Below are 23,718 nucleotides of genomic sequence, written 5' to 3'. Positions count from 1 at the left end.
ACACACCTTCGCGGTTGCACATCGAGAGTCGCGCGCGTTCGATGCCCTCTGCAATCACTTTGCCCGTGTGCGGCCGAAAACCGCGCCACGATGTCCCGATTTGAACCACTGCTGCGCAGTTGAAACGTTTGAGCAAGTTGACGTCTCCATATGGGGATTGATGCTGCCCCAGCAGGGGAAGGAGCCGGTGCCTCCGCGACCGCTGGCCGCGTTGGCGTCTTTCGCCCGTACGGCGAGGTGAGAGTTCGACCGGCGAAGCGTCACCGCCCTCCGGCTTCACCTTCGCGATGATCATCCGCGGGAGGGTCCGCAGGTACCGACACGCCCGCCCGGATGCGGCGCTTCGTCGCCCCGGTCGACGAGGATCGCGCTACGAAGAGCCGCCGCCCTTCCCTCCCCGTCGGAGTCACCATGGCCGCACCCTCGCTCCCCCCTCGCCAGGGCCGCTCCGGGGCCTCGCTCCTGCCGGTCCTGCTCCCCATCGCGATTCTGATCGTGGTGGCGGTGGCCGTGGGCTCGTGGCTCCAGTTCACCGAACGGCAGGCCGTCGATACGGTCGACACGGCCGGATCCACGGCCGCCGACAGGTTGGACGTGGAGGCCACCGTCCAGCGGGTCGACGCGGCGGCCAGAGAGCTGCTGCTGCGGGTCCGGGTCACCCCGCTCGGGACCCTCGGCGAAGAGGAGCAGAGCGCCCCGGCGGGCGACCTCAGCCTCCAGACCTCGGCGGCGACCCTCGGCAATCTGGAGTTCAAGGCGCACGAGCGGCTCGCGACCAAGGACGTAGTGGTCGCGATGACGGGCGGATCGGTCAGCGACTACCCGTTCGACAGTTACGAGACCGGCATCGGGTTCCGGGCGCTGCTGGACGGCAAGCCGGTGCCGGTACGGCTGCTGTTCTCCAACAACGACACGCTCTTCTCCGTCTCCGCGACGCCCGGTCCCCACCCGCAGGACGCCGCCGTGGCACTGGAGCTGACCCGGTCGGGCAGCCTGGTCGTCTTCGCGGTCTTCATGATGGGCGTGATGTGGGCGCTGGCGGCGGCCGTGCTCATCGGAGCCTGGTACCTGACCACCCGCGGCGAGGGCCTGGTCTGGCCGGCCCTCTCCTGGATGGCCGCAACCCTCTTCGCCCTGGCGGCGTTCCGCAACACGGCCCCCGGCACGCCTCCGATCGGCTGCGTCCTGGACTGGTTCGCCTTCCTGTGGGCCGAGACGATCATCGCCCTCTGCCTGATCGCCGTGGTCATCACGGGTGTCCGCACCGCCCTCCGGGCCGACGACACCCCCCGCACGTAGGGCGTGCCGGGTCAGGCGTTGGCGATGACCAGCAGGGTACGGGCCGACACGGAGCCCGACAGGCGGCAGCGGTGCGGGAGTTCGCCGCGGTGGTGGGCGCTCTGGCCCGCGCGTAGGGTCAGCGGCTCCTCCCCCTCGACCTCCAGGACGATCTCACCCTCCAGGACGTAGAGGAAGTCCTCTCCCGGGTGCTCGAACCAGCCGCGTTCCCCTCGCCCCGGCTCGAAGTGGTGCTCGTACGCCTCCATCACCGCGCTGCGCGCGCCGGGGATCAGGACGTGCGCGACCTGTCCGGCGCCCTCGTCCACCCGGATCACCTGCGGGTCGGCCTCGTGGCTGACCGCACCGGGGCGGCCCGGGGGCCTGAGGAAGGTGCCCGGGGTGACGTCCAGGGCCTCGGCGATCCGGTAGATCGAGCTGAGGCTGGGCGTGGCGAGCCCGCGTTCGAGCTGGCTGAGGAAGGGCTGGGAGAGGCCCGAGCGGGTGGCGAGAACGGCCATGGAGACTCCGCGCTGCTTGCGGCAGGCGCGTATCACCCGTCCGACCTCGATCGCTTCGGGTGTGGGTTCGGGGCGAGACACGCTGGTGAACGTACCGCATGCCGGATTGCGGGCCGGCGGGTCCCGGAACGTTTCGCACTGCTGAAACACGCCATTCATAAGCGTGGTCAATTATTGACCTCACTTATGAACCGCTCGAACGAACGAGGAGCCGACCCGTGCACTCCACCCCCTCACCGGCAGGCCGGGCCCGCGGCCGGCTGGGCCCCGCCCTCGGCGCGGCCGGCGCGGTGCTCGCCCTGTGGTCCCTGACCGCCTGGTCCGGCGCGGTGGCTCCAGGTCTGCTGCCGACGCCCGTCGAGACCGCCTCCGCCCTCGCCGCCGGCGCGCGCAGCGGTCTGCTCGCCTCCGACGTCGTCGCCAGCCTGACCCGCGCGGGGCAGGGCTTCGCGCTCGGCGCCCTGCTCGGAAGCGCGCTCGGCTTCGCCACCGGCTACCTGCCGAGGCTGTCCGCCGCCGTCACACCGCTCGTCTCCTTCCTCCGGCCCATCCCGGCGATCGCCCTGGTGCCGCTGGCGACGGCCTGGTTCGGGATCGGCGAGACCGCAAAACGCCTGCTCATCGCGTACGCCGTACTGCTCGCGGTCTGGCTGTACGTACACGACGGGGTCTCGCGGGTGCCCGTCTCCCACCTGCGGGCGGCCCGCACGCTGGGGGCGCCGCTGCACCGGCGGTTCACCGAGGTGCTCCTGCCCGCCGCCGCCCCGGCCCTGCTGGCGGCGCTGCGCTACGGCGCCTCCGTCGCGCTGCTCGCCTTGGTGGCGGCCGAACTGGGCGGTGCGGACAGCGGGTTGGCGTACCGGCTGCAGGTGGACGGACAGTTCCTGCGCGTGGACCGGATGTTCGCCGGCCTGCTCGTACTCGGACTGCTCGGTGTGGCCGTGGACCTGGTGCTGGCCGCGATCGGCCGCCGGTTCGTGCACTGGGGCGCGTCATGAGCAAGCGGGTACTGCTGGAGGGCGTGTCCGTCGCGTACGGGCGCACGCGCGTGCTGGACCCCGTCGAACTGGACCTGCCCGCTGGATCGTTCACTGCCCTGCTGGGCCCCAGCGGCTGCGGCAAGTCCACCGTCCTAGGGGCGGTGGCCGGGTTCGTGTCGCCGGCCGGCGGCCGGGTGACGGCCGGCGCCGGTCCCGTGACCGGACCGGGTCCGGACCGGGGCGTCGTCTTCCAGCACTACGCCCTGTTCCCCTGGCGCACGGCCCGCGGCAATGTGGAGTTCGCGCTCAAGCGGCTCGGCCTGCCCCGCGCGGAGCGCCGCCGGCGGGCGCTGGCCGCGCTCGCCGAGGTCGGCCTGGCGGAGGGTGCCGAGAAGTATCCGGCCCAGCTGTCCGGCGGCATGCAGCAGCGCGTCGCCCTGGCCCGCGCCCTGGCGGCCGAACCCGAAGTCCTCCTGCTGGACGAGCCGTTCGGGGCCCTCGACACGCTCACCCGGAGCCGGATGCAGACCCTGCTGCGGGAGCTGTGGCAGCGCCGCGGCACCACCGTGCTGTTCGTCACGCACGACATCGACGAGGCCCTGGCCCTCGCCCAGCGCGTCGTCGTCCTCGGCGGGACCCCCGGCCGGGTACTGGCCGACCACCCCGTGCCCGACGGGCCGCCGGACCCCGACCTGCGGTCCCTGATCGCCCGCCACCTCCACGCCCTGCCCACCGGATGAGCCTCCGCTCACCCGCCCCCCCCTCCCGGAAGGACCGCTCCCCCATGTCCAGACCCCGCGCGGTGGCCGCCGTACTCCTGGCCGCCCTGCTCGCCGCCGTCACGACGGCCTGCTCCGACGGATCCGCCGCCCGGACCGCCGCCGGCGGCGGACGCCCGTCCGTCACCATCGCCGCCAGCGACCAACTCGGCGGCGCACCCGTCTACCTCGCGCAGGAGCGCGGCCTGTGGGCCGCCGAGGACATAGCCGCCTCCGTCACCACCCAGCCCACCGGCCGCGACGCGCTCAACGCGGTGCTCGGCGGCCAGGCGCAGCTCGGGGTCGTGGGCGACCTGCCCGCGGTGACGGCCGCGCTCGGCGGCCGCGAGCTGCGGATCGTCGCCGACCTGTCCCGGTTCACCGACTGGCGGCTGCTCACCCGCACCGACCGGGGCGTCACCGGCTTCGCCGCGCTGAAGGGCCGCAAGGTCGGGGTCCCGCAGGGCACGAACGTGGAGTACGCGCTGTCGCGCATGCTGGCCTCGGCCGGCCTGTCGGCGGGCGAGGTGACCGTGGTGAACCTCGCTCCGAACCAGGTGACCCCGGCCCTGGCCCGCGGCGACATCGACGCCGGCGTCACCTTCCCCAGCTTCTACGACGCGGCGCGCACCGCGCTCGGCGAGCGGTACGCGGAGGTGGCCTTCACCGGCTACACCGCGAGAACCCTCCTGATCGCGGGCCCGTCGGCGGACGAGAAGACCACCGCCGCGGTGGTCCGCACCATCCTGCGGTCCCAGCGCGAGCTCGCCGCGGACCCGGCCGGTGGGCGCCGGGCCGTGCTCGGCCAGTCCAAAGGGGCCCTGCAGGCCTCCTACGTGGACGCCTTCCAGCCCCGCTACGCCTACGGCGCGTCCCTCTCCCCCGAGTTGCTCGCCGAGCTGACACAGGAGGCCGCCTGGGCCAAGGACGCCCAGAAGCTGCCCGGCGCCGCCGACGGCGCCGTGATCCGCGGCCACCTGGACCCCGCCCCGCTGACGGCCGCCGACCCGGCCGCCGTGACCATCCGCTGACCCGCTCCGCCCCTTCCCCTTGAGGAGATCCCCATGACCGTCGACCAGAACACCCTGCGCCGCCGTGGCGTCGGCCTGATCGCCCACGATCCCGAGCGCAGCCACGGCGGCTACACGCTCTACACCCCGATCACCAGCGCCGGGGAGATCCACCTCGTCGACATCGAGGGCCGTACCGCCCACACCTGGAACTCCCCCCACCCGCCCGGCCGTCAGGCACAGATCCTGCCGAACGGCAACCTCTTCTACGCGGCGAAGGACACGAGCGGCCCCACCCTCTTCCCCATCTGGGACGTCTACCACGGCGGCATCTTCCAGGAACTGGCCCCGGACTCCACGGTGCTGCGCGAGGCCCGGCACCCCTTCCACCACCACGACGCCACCGTGCTGCGCAACGGCAACCTGCTCATCGCCGTCGTCGAGCCCCTCGCCCCGGCCGACGCGGCCCGGATCCGCGGCGGCATCCCCGGCTCGGAGGCTCCCGGCGGGGTGGTCTACGGGGACGTCGTCTATGAGCTGACCTGGGAGGGAGAGGTGGTGTGGCGCTGGGCAGCGATCGAGCACCTGGACCCGGAGCGGGTCGTGCTGAACCCCCACTTCGCCAGGAACCACTGGCCGATGGCCAACACGGTCAACGAGCGGGCCGACGGCTCGGTCGTGGTGGGCTTCCGCAGCGCCTCGACGACCGTGTCCATCGACCGCACCGACGGGTCGGTGCAGTGGCTGATCGGCCCCGACGTACTGGCGCAGCAGCACCACCCGCACGAGCTGTCCGGCGGCACGGTCCTGGTCTTCGACAACGGCACCTACCGCGACACCACCTCCGTGCCGTACTCCCGGGTGCTGGAGCTCGACCCGCGCACGGGCGAGGAGGTGTGGTCGTACGAGGACAACCCGCCGCAGAACTTCTACAGCCCCTACATGTCCAGCGCGCAGCGCCTGCCCAACGGGAACACCTTCATCGCCGAGGGCTCCTTCGGGCGGCTCTTCGAGGTGACGCCCGACCGGGAGGTGGTGTGGGAGTTCGTGGTCCCGCAGTTCCGCTCCTTCGGTGACGGCGTCGGCCTGGAGTCCTCGGCCGGGGCGCAGAACTCGGTCTTCCGCGCCTACCGCTACGGCGCCGACGAGATTCCCTGGCTGTGAACGCAGGTCCCCCTTTTCATTTCCACCGCAGGCGTTTTGTGTACGGGGCATGAAAAGCGGACGCGTTTGTGTGGCCATCGATATCCGGACCGTTGACATCGATTCTCGGCCTTGTCGAAGCTGCTCCCGTGTCCTTGAGCGAATCGATTGTCCGCGCCGCACCCGCCGGCCCGCCCGAACCACCGGGTGCGGCCGAGCGGGTGCTCCCGCTGCGCCGCCCCGCCCGGTGGATCGCCGGCGCCGTCGTCCTGGTCCTGGTCGCCCAGGCCGGCCACGGGCTGCTGACCAACCCCTTCTACCAGTGGGACCGGTTCGCGTACTGGTTCCTGCGGCCGGTCGTGCTGGAAGGGATGTGGATCACGCTCCAGGTGGCGGCGTACAGCGCGCTCCTCGGGCTGGCGGGCGGCGTGCTGCTGGCCCTCGGGCGGCTCTCCGGCAACCCGGTCCTGCGCTCGGTGAGCTGGACGTACGTGTGGCTGCTGCGCTCGGTCCCGCTGATCGTCGTCCTGCTCTTCCTCAACAACCTCAGCGCGCTCTATCCGACGCTGAGCATCGGGGTGCCCTTCGGCCCCGCCTTCTTCAGCTTCGACGAGTCCCGGCTGGCCACCGACACGATCGTGGCGGTCGTCGGACTGAGCGTGGTCGAGGCGGCGTACGCGGCCGAGGTCGTCCGGGCCGGGCTCCTCTCCGTCGACCAGGGACAGCACGAGGCGGCGGCCGCGCTGGGCCTGCCCCGGCGCTACCAGTTCACCCGCATCGTCTTCCCGCAGGCCCTGCGCGCGATCGTGCCGGCCTACGTCAACCTGCTGATCGGCCTGGTCAAGGCCACCTCGCTGGTCTTCTACGTGTCCCTGCTGGACCTGTTCGGCACGGTCCAGGGCCTGGGCAGCACCTACCCCGGCGACGTGGTCCCGCTGCTGCTGGTGGCGACCGTCTGGTACGTGATCCTCACCAGCGTCCTCTCGGCCGTGCAGTACCACGTCGAGCGGTACTGCGCCCGCGGCGCCCTGCGCAGCCTTCCGCCCACTCCCCTGCGGCGGGCCCGGGCGGGCCTGGAGGAGCTGCGGGGCCGCTACCGGAAGGAGGCGGCGCGATGACCGGCGCGACGGCACCGACGGCACCGGCACCCGCCGCGGTCGAGGTACACGACGTGCACAAGTGGTTCGCCGGCCGCCGGGTCCTGGACGGGGTGAGCCTGACGGTACGGCCGGGCACGGTCACCGTGGTCCTGGGCCGCTCGGGCTCCGGCAAGTCCACGCTGCTGCGGGTCGTGAACCACCTGGAGAAGCCCGAGGCCGGGTACGTCAGCGTGGGCGGCGAGTTGATCGGCGTGCAGCGGCAGGGGGCCCGGCTCAAGGAGCTCAGCGAGCGAGCGATCCTCGCGCAGCGCGGCCGGATCGGCTTCGTCTTCCAGAACTTCAACCTGTTCCCGCACCTCACGGTGCTCGACAACGTCGCGGCCGCCCCGGTGGCCACGGGGCGTCTGCGCCGGGCCGAGGCCCAGGCGCTGGCGCGCGAGCTGCTGGAGCGGGTCGGGCTCGGCGACCGGACCGGCGCCTATCCGCGCCAGCTGTCCGGAGGCCAGCAGCAGCGGGTGGCCATCGCGAGGGCGCTCGCGCTGCGGCCCGGGGTCATCCTCTTCGACGAGCCCACCTCCGCACTCGACCCCGAACTCGTGGGCGAGGTCCTGTCGGTCATCAAGGACCTGGCCACCGGCGGCACGACCCTGGTCATCGTGACGCACGAGATCGGCTTCGCCCGCGAGGTGGCCGACGAGATCGTCTTCCTGCACGACGGCCGCATCGTCGAACAGGGCCCGCCCGAGCAGGTCCTGGACCGTCCCGCGCACCCCCGCACCCGCGAGTTCCTCAGCAAGGTCCTCTGAGCCCCCGCCCCCATGCCGACGCCCGTCTCCCCAGTTCCCCCTGATCGGAAAGGCACCACCATCATGCTGCGCCCGTCCTCCCTGCGTCCGAGACTCGTCCGCGGCGTCGCCGCCGCGACCGCCGTCGTCGCCCTCGTCGGCTCCCTGACCGCGTGCGGCGGCGACGCCGAGGCGACGGGGGCGGCGTCCTCCGGCAAGGTCACTGTCGGCGCGGCCTCCAACGGCGCCGCCAAGGAGGCCGAACTGAGCGCTCCGGTCGTCGAGTCGCTGCGCGCCCAGCTGCCGGCCGAGGTCCGCGACCGCGGCGAGCTGGTCATCGGGGTCGGCGCGCTGCCGGCCGGGTTCCCGCCCCTGGCGTACGTCGGCACCGACCAGAAGACGCTGACCGGGGCGGAGCCGGACCTCGGCCGGCTCGTGGCCGCGACGCTCGGCCTCAAGCCCGTGCTGAAGAACTCCACCTGGGAGAACCTCTTCCTCGGCATCGACAGCGGCAAGGTCGACGTGGCGTTCACCAACGTCACCGTCACCGAGGAGCGCAAGAAGAAGTACGAGTTCGCCTCGTACCGGCAGGACAACCTGGCCTTCGAGGTCCTCAAGGACAGCCCCTGGAACTTCGGGGGCGACTACCGCAACCTCGCGGGCAGGACCGTCGCGGTCAGCGCCGGCACCAACCAGGAGAAGATCCTGCTGGAGTGGCAGAAGAAGCTCCAGGCCGAGGGCAAGGACATCACGGTCAAGTACTTCCCCGACGCCAACAGCGTCGCCCTCGCGCTCAGCGGCAAGAAGATCGACGCCTACTTCGGTCCCAACCCGTCGATCGCATACCACATCACGCAGACCGCGAGCACGAGCACGCCCACCCGCAGCGCCGGCTCCTTCTCGGGCGCGGGCGAGTCGCTCCAGGGGCTCATCGCCGCGACCGCGAAGAAGGACAGCGGACTGGCGAAGCCGGTGGCCGAGACGCTCAACCACCTGATCAAGCAGGGCCAGTACGGGAAGCTGCTGGAGGCGTGGAACCTCTCCAACGAGGCCGTCACCGCCTCCGAGGTGAACCCGCCCGGCCTGCCGCTGACCAACTCGTGAGCGCCGTGACCGGCACCGGCACCGGCCCGGGCACCGATTCCGGGCGCTGCACCGCCGCCCCCGGCCCCGAAGGCCCGCACGTCCTGGACAACCCCGCCTGGGCGGCGCTGCAGGGTCCGCACGCCGCCTTCGCCCAACACCCCGGCGGGCGTGGGCCCGAAGCCCCGCGCGCCGCCCGCTACCACCCGGACGTCTCGCCCTGGGCCGCCCTCGCGGACCCGGCCGACCCCCGCTCCTGGGCCGACCTGCGGGCGCTGGTCGGCGAGGGCGGTACGGCCCCGCTGGCCGGGGTACTGGAGCCGCCCGAGGGGTGGGAGACGGTCGGCGCCGTCCCCGGGGTTCAGCTCGTCGACACCGCGCTGCGCGCCGAGGCCGCGCCGGAGGCTGTCGCACTGGGCCCGGCGGACGTTCCGGAGATGCTCGCCCTGATCGCGCTGACGCAGCCGGGGCCGTTCCTGCCGCGCACCGTCGAGCTGGGCACGTACCTCGGCATCCGCCACCGCGGCCGACTGGTCGCGATGGCGGGAGAGCGGCTGCGGCCGCCCGGCTGGACCGAGATCAGCGCGGTCTGCACCCATCCCGCGCACCGGGGTCAGGGCCTGGCGACGCGGCTGGTCCGCGCCGTGGCGGCGGGCATCCGGGAGCGGGGCGAGACCCCCTTCCTGCACACGGCGGCCGCCAACACCGCCGCGATCCGGCTCTACGAGTCGATCGGCTTCACCCTGCGCCGACGGCCCTCGTTCATGGCCGTACGGGCCCCCGGCGGCCGGGGCAACACGACTGCCAAATTCTCTTAATGTTCCTGCCATTGAATGGCACAGCCGCCCGGCGTAGCGTTTTTCGGGAGATTTTGATGACGGGTTGAATTTCGCCCACCCCGCATCGGCCCCTCATTCCGCACGCCGATCAGGAAGGCGTAATTCAGCATGCCCCTTTCCCATTCCGCACCACTGCACCTCGCCGTCTCGCTGGACGGCGCGGGCCGGCACCCGGCCGCCTGGCGCGAGCCGGGGGCGCGGCCCGCCGAACTGTTCACCGCCCGCTACTGGGCGGGACTCGTCGCGGAGGCCGAGGCCGGGCTCCTCGACTTCGTCGCCTTCGAGGACGGGCTCGCCCTCCAGTCCTCCTCCCCCGCCGGCCACGACGAGCGCACCGACCGGGTCCGCGGCCGGCTCGACGCGGTCCTCACCGCCGCCCGGGTGGCGCCGCTGACCCGCCGCATCGGGCTCGTCGGCGCCGTGACCGCCACCCACACCGAGCCCTTCCACGTCTCCAAGGCCGTGGCCACCCTCGACCACGTCAGCCGCGGCCGGGCCGGTCTGCAGGTACAGGTGTCCGGGCTGCCCTACGAGGAGCGGCACTTCGGCCGCCGCCCGGGACCGCTCGCGGAGGAGGAGCTGTACGAGGAGGCAGTCGACCACGTCGAGGTCGTACGGCGGCTGTGGGACAGCTGGGAGGACGACGCGGAGATCCGCGACGTGGCCACGGGCCGGTTCGTGGACCGCGACAAGCTCCACTACATCGACTTCGAGGGCCGCCACTTCAGCGTGCGGGGCCCTTCCATCACCCCGCGACCGCCCCAGGGCCAGCCCGTCGTGAGCGTGAGGGCCGCCGACAGCTCGGCGTACGGGCTCATCGCGCAGTCCGCCGACATCGGCCACCTGGTGGCCCGTGACACCGCGGAGACCCGCGCCGCCGCCACGGCCGTCCGCGGGCTCCGGGCCTCGACGGGGCTCGCCGAGCGGCCCCTGCACCTCTTCGGCGAGCTGACCGTGTTCCTCGACGAGAGCGCCGCGGCGGCGGCCGAGCGCCGCGGCCGCCTCGACGAGGCCGCGCGCGAGCCCTACGACGGTGACACCTCCGTGTTCACCGGTACGGCGGGACAGCTGGCCGACCTGCTCCAGGAGCGCCGGGAGGCGGGTCTGTCGGGCTTCCTGCTGCGACCGGCGGTCATCGCCCACGACCTGCCCGCCATCACCCGTGCCCTGGTGCCCGAGCTCCAGCGGCGGGACCTGTTCCGCCGGCAGTACGAGGCGGACACCCTGCGCGGTCTGCTGGGGCTCGGCCGCCCCGCCAACCGCTACGCCGCGGACCCGCTCCCGGCCGCCTGAGCACGCCCCCGCCCCGCACCGCTCCGCCTGACCGAGGACGAACATGACCACCAAGCCGCTCAAGCAGATCCACCTCGCGGCCCACTTCCCGGGCGTCAACAACACCACCGTGTGGAGCGACCCGGCGGCCGGCAGCCACATCGACTTCGACTCCTTCGTCCACTTCGCCCGCACCGCGGAGCGCGCCAAGTTCGACTTCCTCTTCCTCGCCGAAGGACTGCGGCTGCGCGAGCAGGGCGGGCGGATATACGACTTGGACGTCGTCGGCCGCCCCGACACCTTCACCGTGCTGGCCGCCCTCGCGGCCGTCACCGACCGCCTCGGGCTGACCGGCACCATCAACTCCACCTTCAACGAGCCCTACGAGGTGGCGCGCCAGTTCGCCTCCCTGGACCACCTGTCGGACGGCCGGGCCGCCTGGAACGTGGTCACCTCCTGGGACGCCTTCACCGGCGAGAACTTCCGGCGCGGGGGCTTCCTGCCCCGCGAGGAGCGCTACAGCCGGGCCAAGGAGTTCCTGGCCACCGCCCACGAGCTGTTCGATTCCTGGGACGGCGGCGACATCCTCGCCGACGCCGGGTCGGGGACTTTCCTGCGCGACGCCCGGGCCGGGGCCTTCGCCCACAAGGGTCCGCAGTTCGACATCGAGGGCCGGTTCAACGTGCCCCGCAGCCCGCAGGGCCGCCCGGTGGTCTTCCAGGCGGGCGACTCCGACGAGGGCCGCGAGTTCGCCGCCTCCGACGCCGACGCGATCTTCGGCCGGTACGGAACGCTCGACGAGGGCCGGGCCTTCTACGCCGACGTCAAGCGCCGCCTGGCGAAGTACGGGCGTGGGCAGGACGAGTTGAAGATCCTGCCGGCGGCCACCTTCATCCTCGGCGACACCGACGCCGAAGCCCGCGAGGCCGCCCACGAGGTGCGCCGCCTCCAGGTCAGCGGGCAGACCGCCATCAAGTACCTCGAACACGTGTGGAACCGGGACCTGTCCGGCTACGATCCCGACGGCCCCCTGCCCGACATCGATCCGGAGACCGGCGAGAACACCATCGCGCTCGGCCGGGCGAGCGTGCGCCAATTCCGCGACCCGCTGGAGACCGCCCGCCAGTGGCGCGCCCTCGCGGAGGCCAAGAACCTCTCGATCCGGGAACTGGTCATCGCCACCACCTCCGGCCAGACCTTCGTCGGCTCGGCCGCGAGCGTCGCCGAGCAGATCGACACGCTGGTCCAGGCGGACGCGGCCGACGGCTTCATCCTGGTCCCGCACGTCACCCCGGGCGGCCTCGACACCTTCGCCGACACCGTGGTCCCGCTGCTCCAGGAACGGGGCGTCTTCCGCACCGACTACGAGGGCACCACCCTGCGCGACCACCTCGGCCTCGCTACGCCGCGGGCGGCCTCCGGCCGCCGGGCGGAGGCCTCGTGAAGTTCCTCGCCATCACCCTCATCACCGACAACGCGGACCCGGTGACGGGCGCCGCGCCCCCCGTCCGGGAGCGGTTCCGCCAGGTCGTCGCGAGCGCGCTGCGCGCGGAGGAGCTCGGCTTCGACGGGTTCGGCGTGGGCGAGCGCCACGAGCGGCCGTTCCTGTCGTCCTCGCCGCCCGTGGTGCTCGGACACATCGCCGCGCTGACCCGGCGGATCCGCCTGTTCACCGCCGTCACCACCCTGAGCCTGCTGGACCCGGTGCGGGCGTACGAGGACTACGCGACCCTGGACCACCTCTCCGACGGCCGCCTGGAGCTCATGATCGGCAAGGGGAACGGTACGGCGCAGCGGGAGCTGTTCCACGTGAGTCCCGAGGACCAGTGGGAGCGCAACTCCGAGAGCTACGAGCTGTTCCGGCGGATCTGGCGCGAGGACAAGGTGAGCGCCGAGCCGCGCTTCCGCCCCGCGCTGGCCGGCGCGGAGGTGCTGCCGCGTCCGTACCAGCGCGCCCTGCGCGTGTGGCACGGCAGCGCGACGAGCCGGGAGTCCGTGGAACTGGCGGCGCGCTACGGGGATCCGCTGTTCTCGGCGAACGTCACCCATCCCATCGGCCCCTACGCGGAGCTGGTCCGGTACTACCGGGAGCGCTGGGAGCACCACGGCCACGATCCGGCCCGTGCCGTCGTCGGCGCGGGCACGGCCGGCTATCACGCGGCACGCACTTCGCAGCAGGCCGTGGCCAGGTACCGGCCGGCCTTCGCCCGGTACCTGGCCGCGCACCGCACGCAGGGGGTGGAGCCGGTCTTCGCGACGCTGGAGGACTTCGTCGAGCGCAGCTCGGCGCTGATCGGCAGCCCGCAGCAGGTGATCGAAAAGGTCCACCGCTACCACGCGGAGTTCGGCCATACCGTGCTGCACCTCCAGGCCGAGGCGGGCGGGCTGCCCGAGGCGGAGCACCAGGCCTCGCTCGAACTCTTCCAGTCGGAGATCGCCCCGGTGCTGCGCCGGGAGATACCCGACCCGTCCTTCCCCGAACTGTAAGGAGCCAGGCCATGGCAGCCATCCCCCTGGGGGTCCTCGACCTCGTCCCGGTCGTGTCCGGCTCGACCGCCGCCGAGGCCCTCGCCCACAGCGTCGACCTGGCCCGCCGTACCGAGGAGTTCGGGTACGCGCGCTACTGGTTCGCCGAGCACCACCTCAATCCGGGCGTCGCCGGGACCTCCCCTGCCGTGGTCCTGGCCCTGACCGCTTCCGCCACCCGCACCATCCGGCTCGGTTCCGGGGCCGTCCAGCTCGGGCACCGCACCGCGCTGTCGACGGTGGAGGAGTTCGGGCTCATCGACGCGCTGCACCCCGGCCGCCTCGACCTGGGCCTGGGGCGCTCGGCGGGGCCTCCGCAGCGCCGCCGCGCGGCGGAGGGCGAGGACGGGGGCGAGGGCGGGCCCGCGGGGCCGCCCGAGCCGGACGTCCCGTCCACTCCGGTGGTGGACGGCCGCACCCCGAACGGGCTGCGCATCCCGGACCGGTTCTCCTTCGCCCACCTGCTGGGCCATCCCCGGGTGGCGCTCCAGCAGAAGCTGCTCAACCTGCCCGGCGCGCAGCCGCAGGACTACTCGGAGCAGGTCGACGACGTCCTCGCGCTGCTGCGCGGGGAGTACCGCACACCGGAGGGTGTGGAGGCGCACGCCGTGCCCGGCGAGGGGGCCGACGTACAGGTGTGGATCCTGGGCAGCAGCGGTGGGGTGAGCGCGGAGGCGGCGGGCCGCAACGGGCTGCGCTTCGCGGCGAACTACCACGTCAGCCCGGCCACCGTCCTGGAGGCCGCCGAAGGGTACCGGGCCGCCTTCAAGCCGTCCGCGGAGCTGGACCGGCCGTACCTGACAGTCTCCGCCGACGTGGTGGTCGCGCAGGACGACGCGACCGCCCGCGAACTGGCGGCCGGGTACGCGCCCTGGGTGCGCAGCATCCGTACGGCCGAGGGCGCGATCCCCTATCCCACGCCTGCGGAAGCGCGCGCGCTCCCCTGGTCGGCGCAGGACAGCGCGCTGGTGGCGGACCGGCTGGAGACCCGGTTCGTGGGCTCGCCCGGCACCGTCGCCGACCACCTGGAGAGGCTGCGGGACGCGACCGGCGCCGACGAGCTGCTCATCACGACGATCACGCACGGGCACGCGGACCGGGTCCGCTCCTACCGGCTGCTGGCCGAGGAGTGGCAGCGCCGCGGCTGACCGCCGGCCGGGCGGCGGCCCGGTCGGTACGGATCCCTGCCGTGCCGTGCCGTGCGACCGCCCGGCCAACTCAGTCCGTGATCATCCGAGTTGGTAGTCGAGCCAGATCCGGTGCGTGCCGTCGGCGTCGACCGCCATGCCGCCCGCGCCCGAGATCCCGGCCAGGTCGGCGGTGCCGCTCGTGACAGCGTCCCGCTCGTCGCGGGCGGAGGGGTACGGTCCGCGCGAGCGCCCCGCGTACGGCTACCGCGAGCCCGCCGACGCCCCGGCCAGGGACGGGGATCCGGTGGGGAGCGGCGGCGCCGCGAGCGAGGGATCCAGCTGCGCCTCCATGTCGTCGAGGGCACGGCGGACCGCCGCGATCCGCAGCCGGAGCTCGTCCGCACCTTCTCCCGCCGCCCGCGCCGTGTCCGCGTCCGCGTCCCCTGCCGGCCGCCGGGCGGCGGCCTCCTCGGCCCGCTTCGCGTCCTCTTCCATCTCGCGCGCCTCCTCAAGGGCGTTGAGGACGACGCCGATCAGCACGTTGACCAGGACGAAGGAGGCGAGGAGCACGTAGGAGGCGTAATAGACGATGCTGAACGGGGAGACCGCCAGTCCGGCGTGGACGGCGTCGCCCAGGCCCTCCAGTGTCATCAGCAGGAAGAGGGTGAGGCCGGCCCGGCCGAGGGAGCCGTAGTGCGCCGGGTCGTGGCCCGCGAAGCAGATCCAGCCGATCATCGCGTAGACGTAGAGGATCAAGGCGCCGACGAACAGGAAGCTGACCGTTCCGGGGAGGCTGCGGCCGACGGCGACCAGCAGGACGCGCAGCTGCGGCATGAACTTCGCGGTGCGCAGCACCCGCGCCAGGCGCAGCAGCCGCAGCAGGGTCGTGTTCTCGCGCAGGAACGGCACGAAGGCCGAGGAGACCACCAGCAGGTCGAACACGTTCCACGGATCGCGGAAGAAAGCTTTCGGCCGGTCGGTGTGCGCGCCGAGGCGGATCAGCATCTCCAGGGTGAACGCCACGACGCAGAACCGTTCGGCGGAGTGGAGGAGGATCCCGTACTCCACGGACAGTCCGCTGTAGGTCTCGACGCCCAGCAGCACGGCGTTGAGCAGGATCACCGACATGACGCACAACGCGAACACGGGCGCCTCGGACACGTCGCGGCAGCGCGCGGCCAGTCTTTCGCGACCGGTGGACGTCTGGATGCGTTCTGACATCTTGCTCCCTCGCCCGCGTCCGGGATCCGGTCACGGGCCGCGTCGCGCCCCGGCGGCTGCCGCGGCTTTGATCAAGCTCCAGGTCGTGTAACGCCGTACGGCCGGATACGAATCGCCCCGGCCCGACACATCGCCCGATCGGGGAATCGCGGGCTTCTCCTGATCCGCGGAACGGGGCTACTCCTCGCGCACCGGGTGCCGGAGCAGGTAGACGGCCGCGGTCGACACCAGCGCCGTCATGCAGGCGAGGAACACCAGTCCGGCGCCCTCCAGGCCGAGGGGTCCCGTCAGTACGCCCACTCCGATCACCGGTACGGAGATGCCCGCGTACGCCACGACGAACAGCATCGAGATGACCGCCGCGCGCTGCCCGGCCGGAGAGGCCCCCGCCACCGCGGAGAGCGCCCCGCGGAACGTCAGTCCCTGGCCGCCGCCGCCGACGAGCGCGCTGAGGACCACCAGCGCCAGCGTGTCCCAGTACAGGGCGCCCGCGAGCAACAGCAGTCCGGCGAGCAGTGCCGCGCAACCCAGCGGGAGGGAGCGGGCGACGCCGATGCGGCCGGCGGCCAGTTGTCCGGCCGTCGACGCGAAGAAGGCGAGTGCGACGACCAGCCCGCTCACGGCCCGGTTGTGCACGCCCAGGGATTCGACGAGGAAGGCCGGGCTGACCGACGTGAACACTCCGAACAGCGCGAACCCCACGAAGGAGGCGGCCGCGGCGGGCACGAACACCCGCCGCACCGACGCGGGCAGCGCGGGCCGCTGGGGCCGTACCGCCGCGAGCGACTGCCGCTCCCGTACGGTCTCGGGAAGGCGCAGCAGGACGGCGGCCGAGCAGGCCACGAGGGCGAGGTGCACGACGAACGGAAGGTACAGGGGCCAGGGAGCGTACTGGGACAGCACGCCGGCGAGCAGGGGCCCGCAGCCCAGCCCGCCCATGTTGGCGGCCGTCGCCACGAACGTGGCGCGCGAGGAGCCGTTCTTCGGCGCGAGCTCGATGACGTAGGCCGTGGCGGCGCCGGTGAACAGCCCCGCGGACAGGCCCGACAGCATCCGGCCCGCGTACAGCCAGCCCAGCCCGGTGGCGCACAGGAAACAGCCGGCGCTCAGCGCCGCCAGTCCGAGGCCGGTCAGGAGCACGGGCCGCCTGCCCACGACGTCCGAGGCGTTGCCCGCCAGCAGCAGGACCCCCATGACGCCGAACGCGTACACGGCGTACACGACCGTCACCTGCAGCTCGGAGAAACCGAACTTCTCCTGGTAGAGGCCGTAGAGCGGGGTGGGCAGCGTGGTGCCGGCCATGCACACGGCGAACACCGCCCCGCCGAGCAGGCACTGCCGCCACCGTCCGCGTTCACCGTCCATGCCGCCGACGGTAATCGCGGCCGCCGTGCCGGACGGTGCGCCCCGCCCGGGCCGGACGCACCGTTCGCCGCGAACGGGTTCATACGGTTGTTTTCTACGACATACTGGGCTCGGAGGTGTGTGGTCCATGCCGGATGTGGTGATCGACTACGCGACGGTGTTCCGGCTGCTGCCCGGAATGGTGGCCCTCCTGACCCCGGATCTGGTCTACGCGGACGCGAACGAGGAGTTCCTGCTCTCCTCGGGCCGCACACGGGACCAGCTGATCGGCCGGTACCTGTTCGACGTCTTCCCCGACAATCCGAACGACCCCTCGGCGAACGGGATACGGAACCTGGCGGCCTCGCTGCAACGCGTCGCGGAAACCGGCGAGCGGGACGCCATGGCTCTCCAGCGCTACGACGTGGAGTCCGCGGAGCGGCCCGGCGAGTGGGAGGAGCGGTACTGGAGCCCGGTGAACGCGCCGGTCTTCGACGCCGAAGGACGGGTCGTGCTCCTGGTGCACCGGGTGGAGGAGGTCACCGAGCTGATCCGCGCCCGCGGTCGGCGGGCCGGCGGCCAGGCCCAGGTCCTGGAGGCGGAGCTCTACACCCGGGCCCGCGAACTCCAGGAGCTCAACGAGCGCCTGCGCGAGGCCCACGCCCGCGAGCGCGAGGTCGCGCTCGCCCTCCAGAACGCGATGCTCCCCGTCACCCGGCCGACCGGGGACACCAGGATCGCGGTGCGCTACCGCCCCGCCGCCGGTTCCCTGAACGTGTGCGGAGACTGGTACGACCTCGTCGATCTGCCCGGCGACCGGATCGCGGTGGCCGTCGGGGACGTGGTGGGCCACGGGCTCGCCGCGGCCGGCGTCATGGGCCAGCTGCGCAGCGCTCTGAGCGCGACCTCGCGCGTCGCCGAGGGCCCGGCCAAGGCCCTGGAGGTGCTCGGCCTCTACGCGCGGTCCGTCGAGGGCGCGGAGAACACCACGGTCGTCGAGACCTGCATCGACTGGAACGGCCGTACGGTCACCTACAGCAGCGCCGGCCACCTGCCGCCCGCGCTCCTGCGGCACGACGGCACGGTGGAGTTCCTGGATCAGGCGACCGATCCGCCGCTGGGGGCCCGGCCGGAGCACCTCCCGAGGCCGCAGGCCACGACCGGGTTCACGCCGGGCGACACGCTGGTGCTGTACACGGACGGTCTGGTGGAGCGGCGGCGCGAGGACATCGACGTCGGCCTCGAACGGCTGGCCGGGGCCCTCGTCCGCCACCGCGGCGACGATCCCGAGAGGATCGCGGACGCCCTGCTGGTCGACCTGCTCCCCGTCGGCGGCGCCACCGACGACACGGCTCTGATCGTCGTCCGGCTCTGATCGTCGTCCCGGTCTCGTCTTCGTCCGGCCCTGACGGTGCGGGGCCCGGGCCGTGCGCCCGGACCCCGCGGCGGCCCGCTCAGGCCGTGGCGCTCGCCTCGGTGCCGGTGGTACCGGGGGTCTCGGTGGTACCGGTCTTCCCGGGGGTGTCGGTGGTCTCGGCCGGGGCCTCGGAGTCGGCGGCCGGCCGGGGGATGCGGTGCAGCCCGCGGCGGTCGTAGAGGCGGGTGACGGCGAAGCCGAAGACCAGCGCGGCGACGAGGGCGATGCCCATCGAGGCCCACGCCCGGCTCAGGCCCGCGTCGGCCTGGGCGCCGTAGTACAGGATGGCGCGCATGCCCTCGGTGATCTGGCGCAGCGGCTCGAACCCGGCGAGGACCCGGAAGAACCCGGGCAGCGCCTGGAGCGGCACCGTCGCGCCGGAGGAGGGGACGGCCATCGCGACGAAGACGATGGTGGCCAGCAGCATGCCGGGGGTGCCGAAGGCGGCGAACAGGGCCAGGCTGCCGATGCCGACGACCGCGATGGTGGCGACGGAGTAGAGCCACAGCAGGCCGAGGTGGGAGGCGTCCATGTCGAGGATCGAGACGGTCGCCACCTCGACCAGGGTGCCCATCACGAGCGAGATGCCGAGCATGAGGGCCATGCCGATGGCCAGCGTGCGGACACGGCTGGTGTGCCGGACGGGCTCGCGCTTGCGGACCGGGCCGTAGTCGGTGTGCAGGTAGCCGAGGGCCGTGTCGACCTGGGAGTTGACCAGGTTGGCGCCGAGCATGCCGCAGACGACGAGGACCAGCGCGTAGTAGAAGGCGCTCAGGCCGAGGGCGCTGCGGGAGCCGACGGGGTGGCCGTCGGCCACGGTGACGGTCACGGGGTCGGCCAGCCCGAGCTGGGCGGCCGCCGGCAGCGCGGTCTTCTGTGCCGCGGCCTGCTTGAGGAGCTCCTGGCCGATCTGGGCGGAAGCGGCGTGGGCGGCCTTCTGGGCCGCCTGGGACGACATCGAGGAGCCGATGCTGCCGGCCGACTGGTTGGTCAGCACGGTCAGGGTGGGAGGTGCGGTCTTGCCCTGCGGCGCGGGCTGGGGGGAGCCGAGCGCGGTCACCGTGGCGCTGAAGTCCCGGGGTATGACGAGGGCGCCGAAGACCTTGCCGCGGCCCAGGCGCTTGTCGGCCTCCTCGCGGGTGACGATCTGCCAGTCGATGCTCTTGTCATCCTTGGCGGCCTTCTGGATGCCCGCGACGATCTGCTCGCCCATGTTGACGTGGCGGCCTCCCGCGTCGGAGCCGCTGTCGGCGTTGACCAGGGCCACGGGCAGGTGGCGGAGATTGCCCTTGGGGTTGACGTTGCCGCCGACGTACAGCAGGGCGAACAACATCGAGACGACTGCGGCGATGAGTCCCGTTCCGAGCCACAGCCGGGGTTGGCGGAGCACGGAGGGGTGTGTGGACTGGGGCATCGATTCTCCGGTGCGGCGGCGATTCCTGGCTGGCTGGATACTCAAGGTATCCAGCTACTGGATACTGGCAGTATCTTGTGGTGGTGTCCAATCGCCGATGACGGGTACCGGACCCCGTGACCAGCAGGGAAGCCGTACATGAAGATCTCGGAGCTCAGCCGGCGGACCGGTGTGCCGGTCGCCAGCATCAAGTACTTCCGGCGCCAGGGCCTGCTGCCCGCGGGAAGGGCGACCGCCGCGACGCTGGCCGAGTACGGGGAGGAGCACGCGGAGCGGCTGCGGCTCATCAAGGCGCTGACCACGCTGGGCGGTCTGTCGATCGCGGCCACCCGCGAGGTGCTCGGGGCCGTCGACCAGGCCCACACTTCCGAGGGCGCCCTCGGAGCGATCAGCTACGCCCTGCCCGTGCCGGTGGCGGGTCAGAGCCCGGCCGACCCCGAGGAGGAGGCCGAGGCCGAAACGGCCGCCGGAGCCGAAGTGGCCGAGCTGCTGGCGGACCTGGACTGGCGGACGCCCGCCACCTCCCCGCACGTACAGGGACTGACGTCGGCGCTGAAGGAACTGCGCAGGCTGGACGCCCAGTACGCCCCGGGAGAGCTCGCCGCCTACGCGAAGCTGGCCGAGGCGGTGGCCCGGCTCGACCTGGAGCGGGCGGCGGGCCTCGACGATCCGGTGGCGCTGGCCGAGCGGGCGGTCATCGTCTTCGCCATCTGCGCACCGGTCTTCGAACTGCTGCGCCGCCTGGCCCAGGAGAACCAGGTCCGGCGCCGCGTCGCGGACGCGGGCACGGGGCCGGCGGCGCCGGCGTAGACGTCCGGAGGGTGCCGAAGTCGTGCCCGAGGTGGCGTCCGCACAGCCCCGCCTCTCCGGACAGGGCTGCGGACACCCCTACCGTGGCCGCATGGAACAGCGCATCTCGCTCGTCACCCTCGGAGTCCGCGACCTCGCCCGCGCCCGGCGCTTCTACGAGGCACTGGGCTGGCGGGGACAGGAAGTGGAGCGCACCGTCTTCTTCCAGGCCGGCGGCCTCGCCCTGGTCCTGTGGGACCGCGATCTCCTGGCAGCGGACTGCGGCCTGCCGCCGGGACGGGCGGGCGGCCCGCCGGACGGCAGCGGGTTCGGTGGCATCGTCCTCGCCCACAACGTCCGTTCGCGGGCCGAGGTGGACGAACTGCTCGCCGCCGTCGAAGCGGCCGGCGGAACCGTCACCAAGCCGGCCGCCGTCAACGCCATCGGGTTCTACTCCAGCGCCTTCACCGACCCGGACGGGCACGCCTGGGAGGTCGCCCACAACCCGGGCTTCGCCCTCGCCTCGGACGGCTCGCTGACCCTGCCCGATTTCGGCGCCGGTACGGACCTGCCCCGCGAAGGCAGCGGCCCGTGAGGTTCGAGGACACGTACGCCCTCCGAACGGACCGCCTCAAGCCGGTCGTGGCGAAGGGGGCCCGGTCCAGGCGACGGGGTCGACCGCCAGCCACGCCGCGCCGGCGACGGCGGCGGGCGTCACCCCGGCGAAGTCCCTGACGTCCCGATGCAGGTGTGACTGGTCGGCGTAGCCGGCCTCCGCGGCCGCATCGGCGGCGCTGCGCCCGGCGGCGAGCCGGTGGGCGGCGTCGTCGAAGCGGACGAGCCGGGCGGCGCGCTTGGGGCTCAGGCCGATCTGGGAGCGGAAGCGGGACCACAGCCGCTTGCGGCTCCATCCGACCTCGGCCGCCAGCCGTTCGACCTCGATCCCTCCCCGGTGCGTCACGAGCCTCCCCCAGACGAAGGCGACCTCCGGGTCGACGCGTCGTCCCTCCTCGTACCGGCGGGCCAGCTCGGCCCCGGCGATGGCGAACCGCTCCTGCCACGAGCCGGCGAGCCGCAGCCGCTCCCGGGTACGACCGGCCTCGCGACCCCACAGTTCGCGCAGCGGGACGACCCCGCGGCCCCACGCCGCGCAGCCGCCCAGGGCGGCGTGCGCCACCACGGGCGACAGGCGCAGTTGCAGGCATTCGATGGCGCGTCCGCGGCCGTGGACACCGGTGGGTGCCAGGCCCACGACGACACTGCCCCGGTGCAGGCCGCCGTCGCCGTCCTCGACGGCGAGCGGGGCCTCGCCGAGGTCGACGGCCACCGTGACGGCCGGGTACGGGACCACGCTCAGATCGACCGGGTCCGCGGTGCGGGCCCGGAAGCCCGCCATGCCGACGCCCGGCAGCGGGCCGGGGCGGGAGGGGGTGGCGATGTCCCACACCGCAGCAGCGCCGGAGGCCGGCTCAGTGGACCGCATACGGTCAGCGTACGCCCCGGAGTTCGCGACATTCGTCCAATACTCCGGCCCGCGGCCGCGGTGAGACTGACGGCCCCGGACGGGCTCCCGTGCCCGTCAGGACCCGAAAGGACCGCCTGCGATGTCCTCACCCATCGGCCCCTTCTCCCCCGCCGTCGAACTCGCCGCGGCCATCCGCCGCAAGGAGGTGAGCCCGGTCGAGGTGGCGGACTGCTACCTGCGCCGGATGGACGAGCTCGACCCCCGCCTGAACGCCTTCTGCCACCGCGGCGACGACGAGGTCCGCAAAGCCGCGGCCGAGGCCGCCGAGGCGGTGGTGCGGGCCGTCTCAGCCGACGATCTCCCGCCCTTCCACGGGGTGCCGCTGCCCGTCAAGGACCTGATCGACGTGGCGGGTTGGCCCACCACGTACGGCAGCGCGGGAGCGGACCGGACACCTGCCGCGACCTCCGACCCCGTCGTGCGGCGGTTCGTGGACGCCGGGTTCGTACCGCTCGGCAAGACCACCACCTCCGAGTTCGGGGCGCTGCCCTTCACCGAGAGCCGGGCCCTGGGCATCTCGCGCAGTCCGTGGGACCCGCGGCGTACGCCCGGCGGCTCGTCCAGCGGTGCGGGCGTCGCCGTCGCCGCCGGGATGGCGCCCCTCGCGCACGCCGAGGACGGCGGCGGGTCGATACGCATCCCCGCCTCCTGCAACGGGCTCGTCGGGCTGAAACCCACGCGCGGCAGGGTCGCCCACGCGACCGTCTTCGTCGAGGGCCTCGGCACCAGCGGTGTGGTCAGCCGCTGCGTCGCGGACTCCGCGGCGGCGCTCGACGTGCTCGCGCGCCACGACCCGGCCGCGTGGTGGTCGCCGCCCGCCCCGCGGGAGTCCTTCGCCGCGGCCGCCGTCCGGGACGCTCCGGCCGGACTGCGCGTCGGAGTGCTCACCGACTCCCCCGTCCCGGGCATCGGTGTGGACCCGGCCTGCACCGCAGCCGTGGACCGCACGCTGCGCGCGCTCGAATCGGCGGGCCACCACCTCGTCGGCACCCGCCTTCCCCTGCCTTCCGCGGACGAGCTGGTGGCGCAGTTCACCACGCTGTGGAACGTCGGCGGTGCGGGGATCCCGCTCGCGGATCCGGACCGCGTGGAGCCGCACAACCGCGCCCTGCGCGACGCGGCCCGGGCGGTCGACTCCTGGTCGTACGCACAAGCCGTGACGGGGGCCCAGCAGTTGTCGCGGCGCGTCGTCGAGGGCTTCGTGGCGGGCTTCGACCTCCTCGTCACGCCCACGATGGCCTGCCTGCCGCCGGCGATCGGCGCGTGGCGGGCGGGCACCGGGGAGGATCCGATGGCGGCGCTGCGCAACAGCTACCCGATGGGGGTGTTCACCTCGCTCTTCAACGTGACCGGTCAACCCGCGATCAGCGTGCCCGTCCACCACGACCCCGCGTCCGGCCTTCCCGTAGGCGTCCAGATCATCGCCGCGCCATGGCGCGAGGACCTGCTGCTCCAGGTGGCGCACCTGCTCGAACAGGCGCTCCCCTGGGCCGGTCGCCGCCCGCCGGTGAGCTGACCCGCGCACGACGGCCGTTGGGCTGACAGCAGGTGCGGGCCGGCCCTAGGTTCTCCTGTAGGCGAGT

The 23,718-nt window shown here is 73.1% G+C and carries 22 protein-coding genes and 1 pseudogene; 17 read left to right on the top strand and 6 right to left on the bottom strand.

The genetic code is table 11. The annotated features are described in order from the left end of the window. Positions 1-411: 411 nt before the first annotated feature. Positions 412-1,299 carry a DUF4436 family protein gene (locus ACS04_RS26290; RefSeq protein WP_048479295.1) on the top strand — a complete coding sequence of 296 codons (888 nt, stop codon included), beginning with the start codon at positions 412-414 and terminating at the stop codon, positions 1,297-1,299. A gap of 11 nt (positions 1,300-1,310) precedes the next feature. Here the strand turns inward: ACS04_RS26290 and ACS04_RS26285 are convergent, their stop codons facing one another. Continuing rightward, positions 1,311-1,880 carry a helix-turn-helix domain-containing protein gene (locus ACS04_RS26285; RefSeq protein ID WP_048479294.1) on the bottom strand — a complete coding sequence of 190 codons (570 nt, stop codon included), beginning with the start codon at positions 1,878-1,880 and terminating at the stop codon, positions 1,311-1,313. 137 nt (positions 1,881-2,017) lie between these two features. On the opposite strand from ACS04_RS26285, the gene ACS04_RS26280 reads away from it, so the two are divergent. The 12 genes from ACS04_RS26280 to ACS04_RS26225 all read left to right on the top strand — a co-directional run bounded on the left by ACS04_RS26280 (position 2,018) and on the right by ACS04_RS26225 (position 14,443). Next, a complete protein-coding gene (locus ACS04_RS26280) occupies positions 2,018-2,797 on the top strand; it encodes an ABC transporter permease (protein ID WP_048479256.1) in 780 nt (259 codons plus the stop codon). Further along, positions 2,794-3,519, top strand: coding sequence for an ABC transporter ATP-binding protein (locus tag ACS04_RS26275; protein WP_048479255.1), 726 nt, complete (start codon positions 2,794-2,796; stop codon positions 3,517-3,519). Before ACS04_RS26280 ends, ACS04_RS26275 begins: the two co-directional genes overlap by 4 nt. Before the next feature lie 44 nt (positions 3,520-3,563). After that, on the top strand, positions 3,564-4,568 hold the full coding sequence (locus ACS04_RS26270) for an ABC transporter substrate-binding protein (RefSeq protein ID WP_048479254.1): 1,005 nt from the start codon (positions 3,564-3,566) through the stop codon (positions 4,566-4,568). 33 nt (positions 4,569-4,601) lie between these two features. Further along, complete coding sequence (locus ACS04_RS26265) at positions 4,602-5,711, top strand: aryl-sulfate sulfotransferase (RefSeq protein ID WP_048479253.1); 1,110 nt, start codon at positions 4,602-4,604, stop codon at positions 5,709-5,711. A gap of 134 nt (positions 5,712-5,845) precedes the next feature. After that, on the top strand, positions 5,846-6,808 hold the full coding sequence (locus ACS04_RS26260) for an amino acid ABC transporter permease (protein ID WP_245236554.1): 963 nt from the start codon (positions 5,846-5,848) through the stop codon (positions 6,806-6,808). Then, entirely contained in the window at positions 6,805-7,596 is a 792-nt protein-coding gene (locus ACS04_RS26255; RefSeq protein ID WP_048479251.1) for an amino acid ABC transporter ATP-binding protein, read from the top strand. Before ACS04_RS26260 ends, ACS04_RS26255 begins: the two co-directional genes overlap by 4 nt. 63 nt (positions 7,597-7,659) lie before the next feature. Next, positions 7,660-8,679, top strand: coding sequence for an ABC transporter substrate-binding protein (locus ACS04_RS26250; RefSeq protein ID WP_048479250.1), 1,020 nt, complete (start codon positions 7,660-7,662; stop codon positions 8,677-8,679). A 5-nt stretch (positions 8,680-8,684) separates the two neighbouring features. Further along, a complete protein-coding gene (locus ACS04_RS26245) occupies positions 8,685-9,476 on the top strand; it encodes a GNAT family N-acetyltransferase (RefSeq protein ID WP_078865369.1) in 792 nt (263 codons plus the stop codon). Between the two features lie 129 nt (positions 9,477-9,605). Continuing rightward, positions 9,606-10,790, top strand: coding sequence for an LLM class flavin-dependent oxidoreductase (locus tag ACS04_RS26240; protein ID WP_048479249.1), 1,185 nt, complete (start codon positions 9,606-9,608; stop codon positions 10,788-10,790). Positions 10,791-10,833: 43 nt separating this feature from the next. Continuing rightward, positions 10,834-12,213, top strand: coding sequence for an NtaA/DmoA family FMN-dependent monooxygenase (locus ACS04_RS26235; protein ID WP_048479248.1), 1,380 nt, complete (start codon positions 10,834-10,836; stop codon positions 12,211-12,213). Beyond that, on the top strand, positions 12,210-13,256 hold the full coding sequence (locus ACS04_RS26230) for an LLM class flavin-dependent oxidoreductase (protein ID WP_048479247.1): 1,047 nt from the start codon (positions 12,210-12,212) through the stop codon (positions 13,254-13,256). Before ACS04_RS26235 ends, ACS04_RS26230 begins: the two co-directional genes overlap by 4 nt. Before the next feature lie 11 nt (positions 13,257-13,267). Next, positions 13,268-14,443: an LLM class flavin-dependent oxidoreductase gene (locus ACS04_RS26225; RefSeq protein ID WP_048479246.1), complete on the top strand. Its 1,176-nt coding sequence runs from the start codon at positions 13,268-13,270 to the stop codon at positions 14,441-14,443. An 81-nt stretch (positions 14,444-14,524) separates the two neighbouring features. Here the strand turns inward: ACS04_RS26225 and ACS04_RS39575 are convergent. From ACS04_RS39575 to ACS04_RS26215, 3 genes and pseudogenes are all read right to left on the bottom strand, one after another. After that, positions 14,525-14,626: pseudogene (locus ACS04_RS39575) on the bottom strand (DUF3224 domain-containing protein); the annotation flags it as partial. Between the two features lie 60 nt (positions 14,627-14,686). Then, positions 14,687-15,646: an ion transporter gene (locus tag ACS04_RS26220; RefSeq protein WP_048479245.1), complete on the bottom strand. Its 960-nt coding sequence runs from the start codon at positions 15,644-15,646 to the stop codon at positions 14,687-14,689. A 177-nt stretch (positions 15,647-15,823) separates the two neighbouring features. Further along, the gene (locus ACS04_RS26215) at positions 15,824-17,011 is read right to left on the bottom strand and encodes an MFS transporter (RefSeq protein ID WP_048479244.1); all 1,188 of its coding nucleotides are present in this window, start codon (positions 17,009-17,011) and stop codon (positions 15,824-15,826) included. Between the two features lie 127 nt (positions 17,012-17,138). Here ACS04_RS26215 and ACS04_RS26210 point away from each other — a divergent pair, with 127 nt between their 5' ends. Continuing rightward, complete coding sequence (locus ACS04_RS26210) at positions 17,139-18,365, top strand: PP2C family protein-serine/threonine phosphatase (protein ID WP_048479243.1); 1,227 nt, start codon at positions 17,139-17,141, stop codon at positions 18,363-18,365. A 79-nt stretch (positions 18,366-18,444) separates the two neighbouring features. Here the strand turns inward: ACS04_RS26210 and ACS04_RS26205 are convergent, their stop codons facing one another. Further along, entirely contained in the window at positions 18,445-19,821 is a 1,377-nt protein-coding gene (locus tag ACS04_RS26205; RefSeq protein ID WP_078865354.1) for a YhgE/Pip domain-containing protein, read from the bottom strand. 138 nt (positions 19,822-19,959) lie between these two features. On the opposite strand from ACS04_RS26205, the gene ACS04_RS26200 reads away from it, so the two are divergent. Further along, the gene (locus ACS04_RS26200; RefSeq protein ID WP_048479242.1) at positions 19,960-20,631 is read left to right on the top strand and encodes a MerR family transcriptional regulator; all 672 of its coding nucleotides are present in this window, start codon (positions 19,960-19,962) and stop codon (positions 20,629-20,631) included. 91 nt (positions 20,632-20,722) lie between these two features. Next, positions 20,723-21,205 (top strand): VOC family protein, encoded by a 483-nt coding sequence (locus ACS04_RS26195; RefSeq protein WP_048479241.1) that lies wholly within the window; start codon positions 20,723-20,725, stop codon positions 21,203-21,205. Between the two features lie 36 nt (positions 21,206-21,241). On the opposite strand, the gene ACS04_RS26190 is transcribed toward ACS04_RS26195, so the two are convergent. Beyond that, positions 21,242-22,093, bottom strand: a complete 852-nt coding sequence (locus tag ACS04_RS26190) for a helix-turn-helix domain-containing protein (RefSeq protein ID WP_048479240.1) — start codon at positions 22,091-22,093, stop codon at positions 21,242-21,244. 121 nt (positions 22,094-22,214) lie between these two features. Here ACS04_RS26190 and ACS04_RS26185 point away from each other — a divergent pair, with 121 nt between their 5' ends. Further along, the gene (locus ACS04_RS26185) at positions 22,215-23,651 is read left to right on the top strand and encodes an amidase (RefSeq protein ID WP_048479239.1); all 1,437 of its coding nucleotides are present in this window, start codon (positions 22,215-22,217) and stop codon (positions 23,649-23,651) included. Positions 23,652-23,718 lie beyond the last annotated feature (67 nt).

This window comes from Streptomyces roseus, from assembly GCF_001044425.1.
Lineage (GTDB): Bacteria > Actinomycetota > Actinomycetes > Streptomycetales > Streptomycetaceae > Streptomyces > Streptomyces roseus.
The sequence above is the reverse complement of the archived record's forward strand: the minus strand, read 5'-3'. Positions and strand labels throughout refer to the sequence as shown.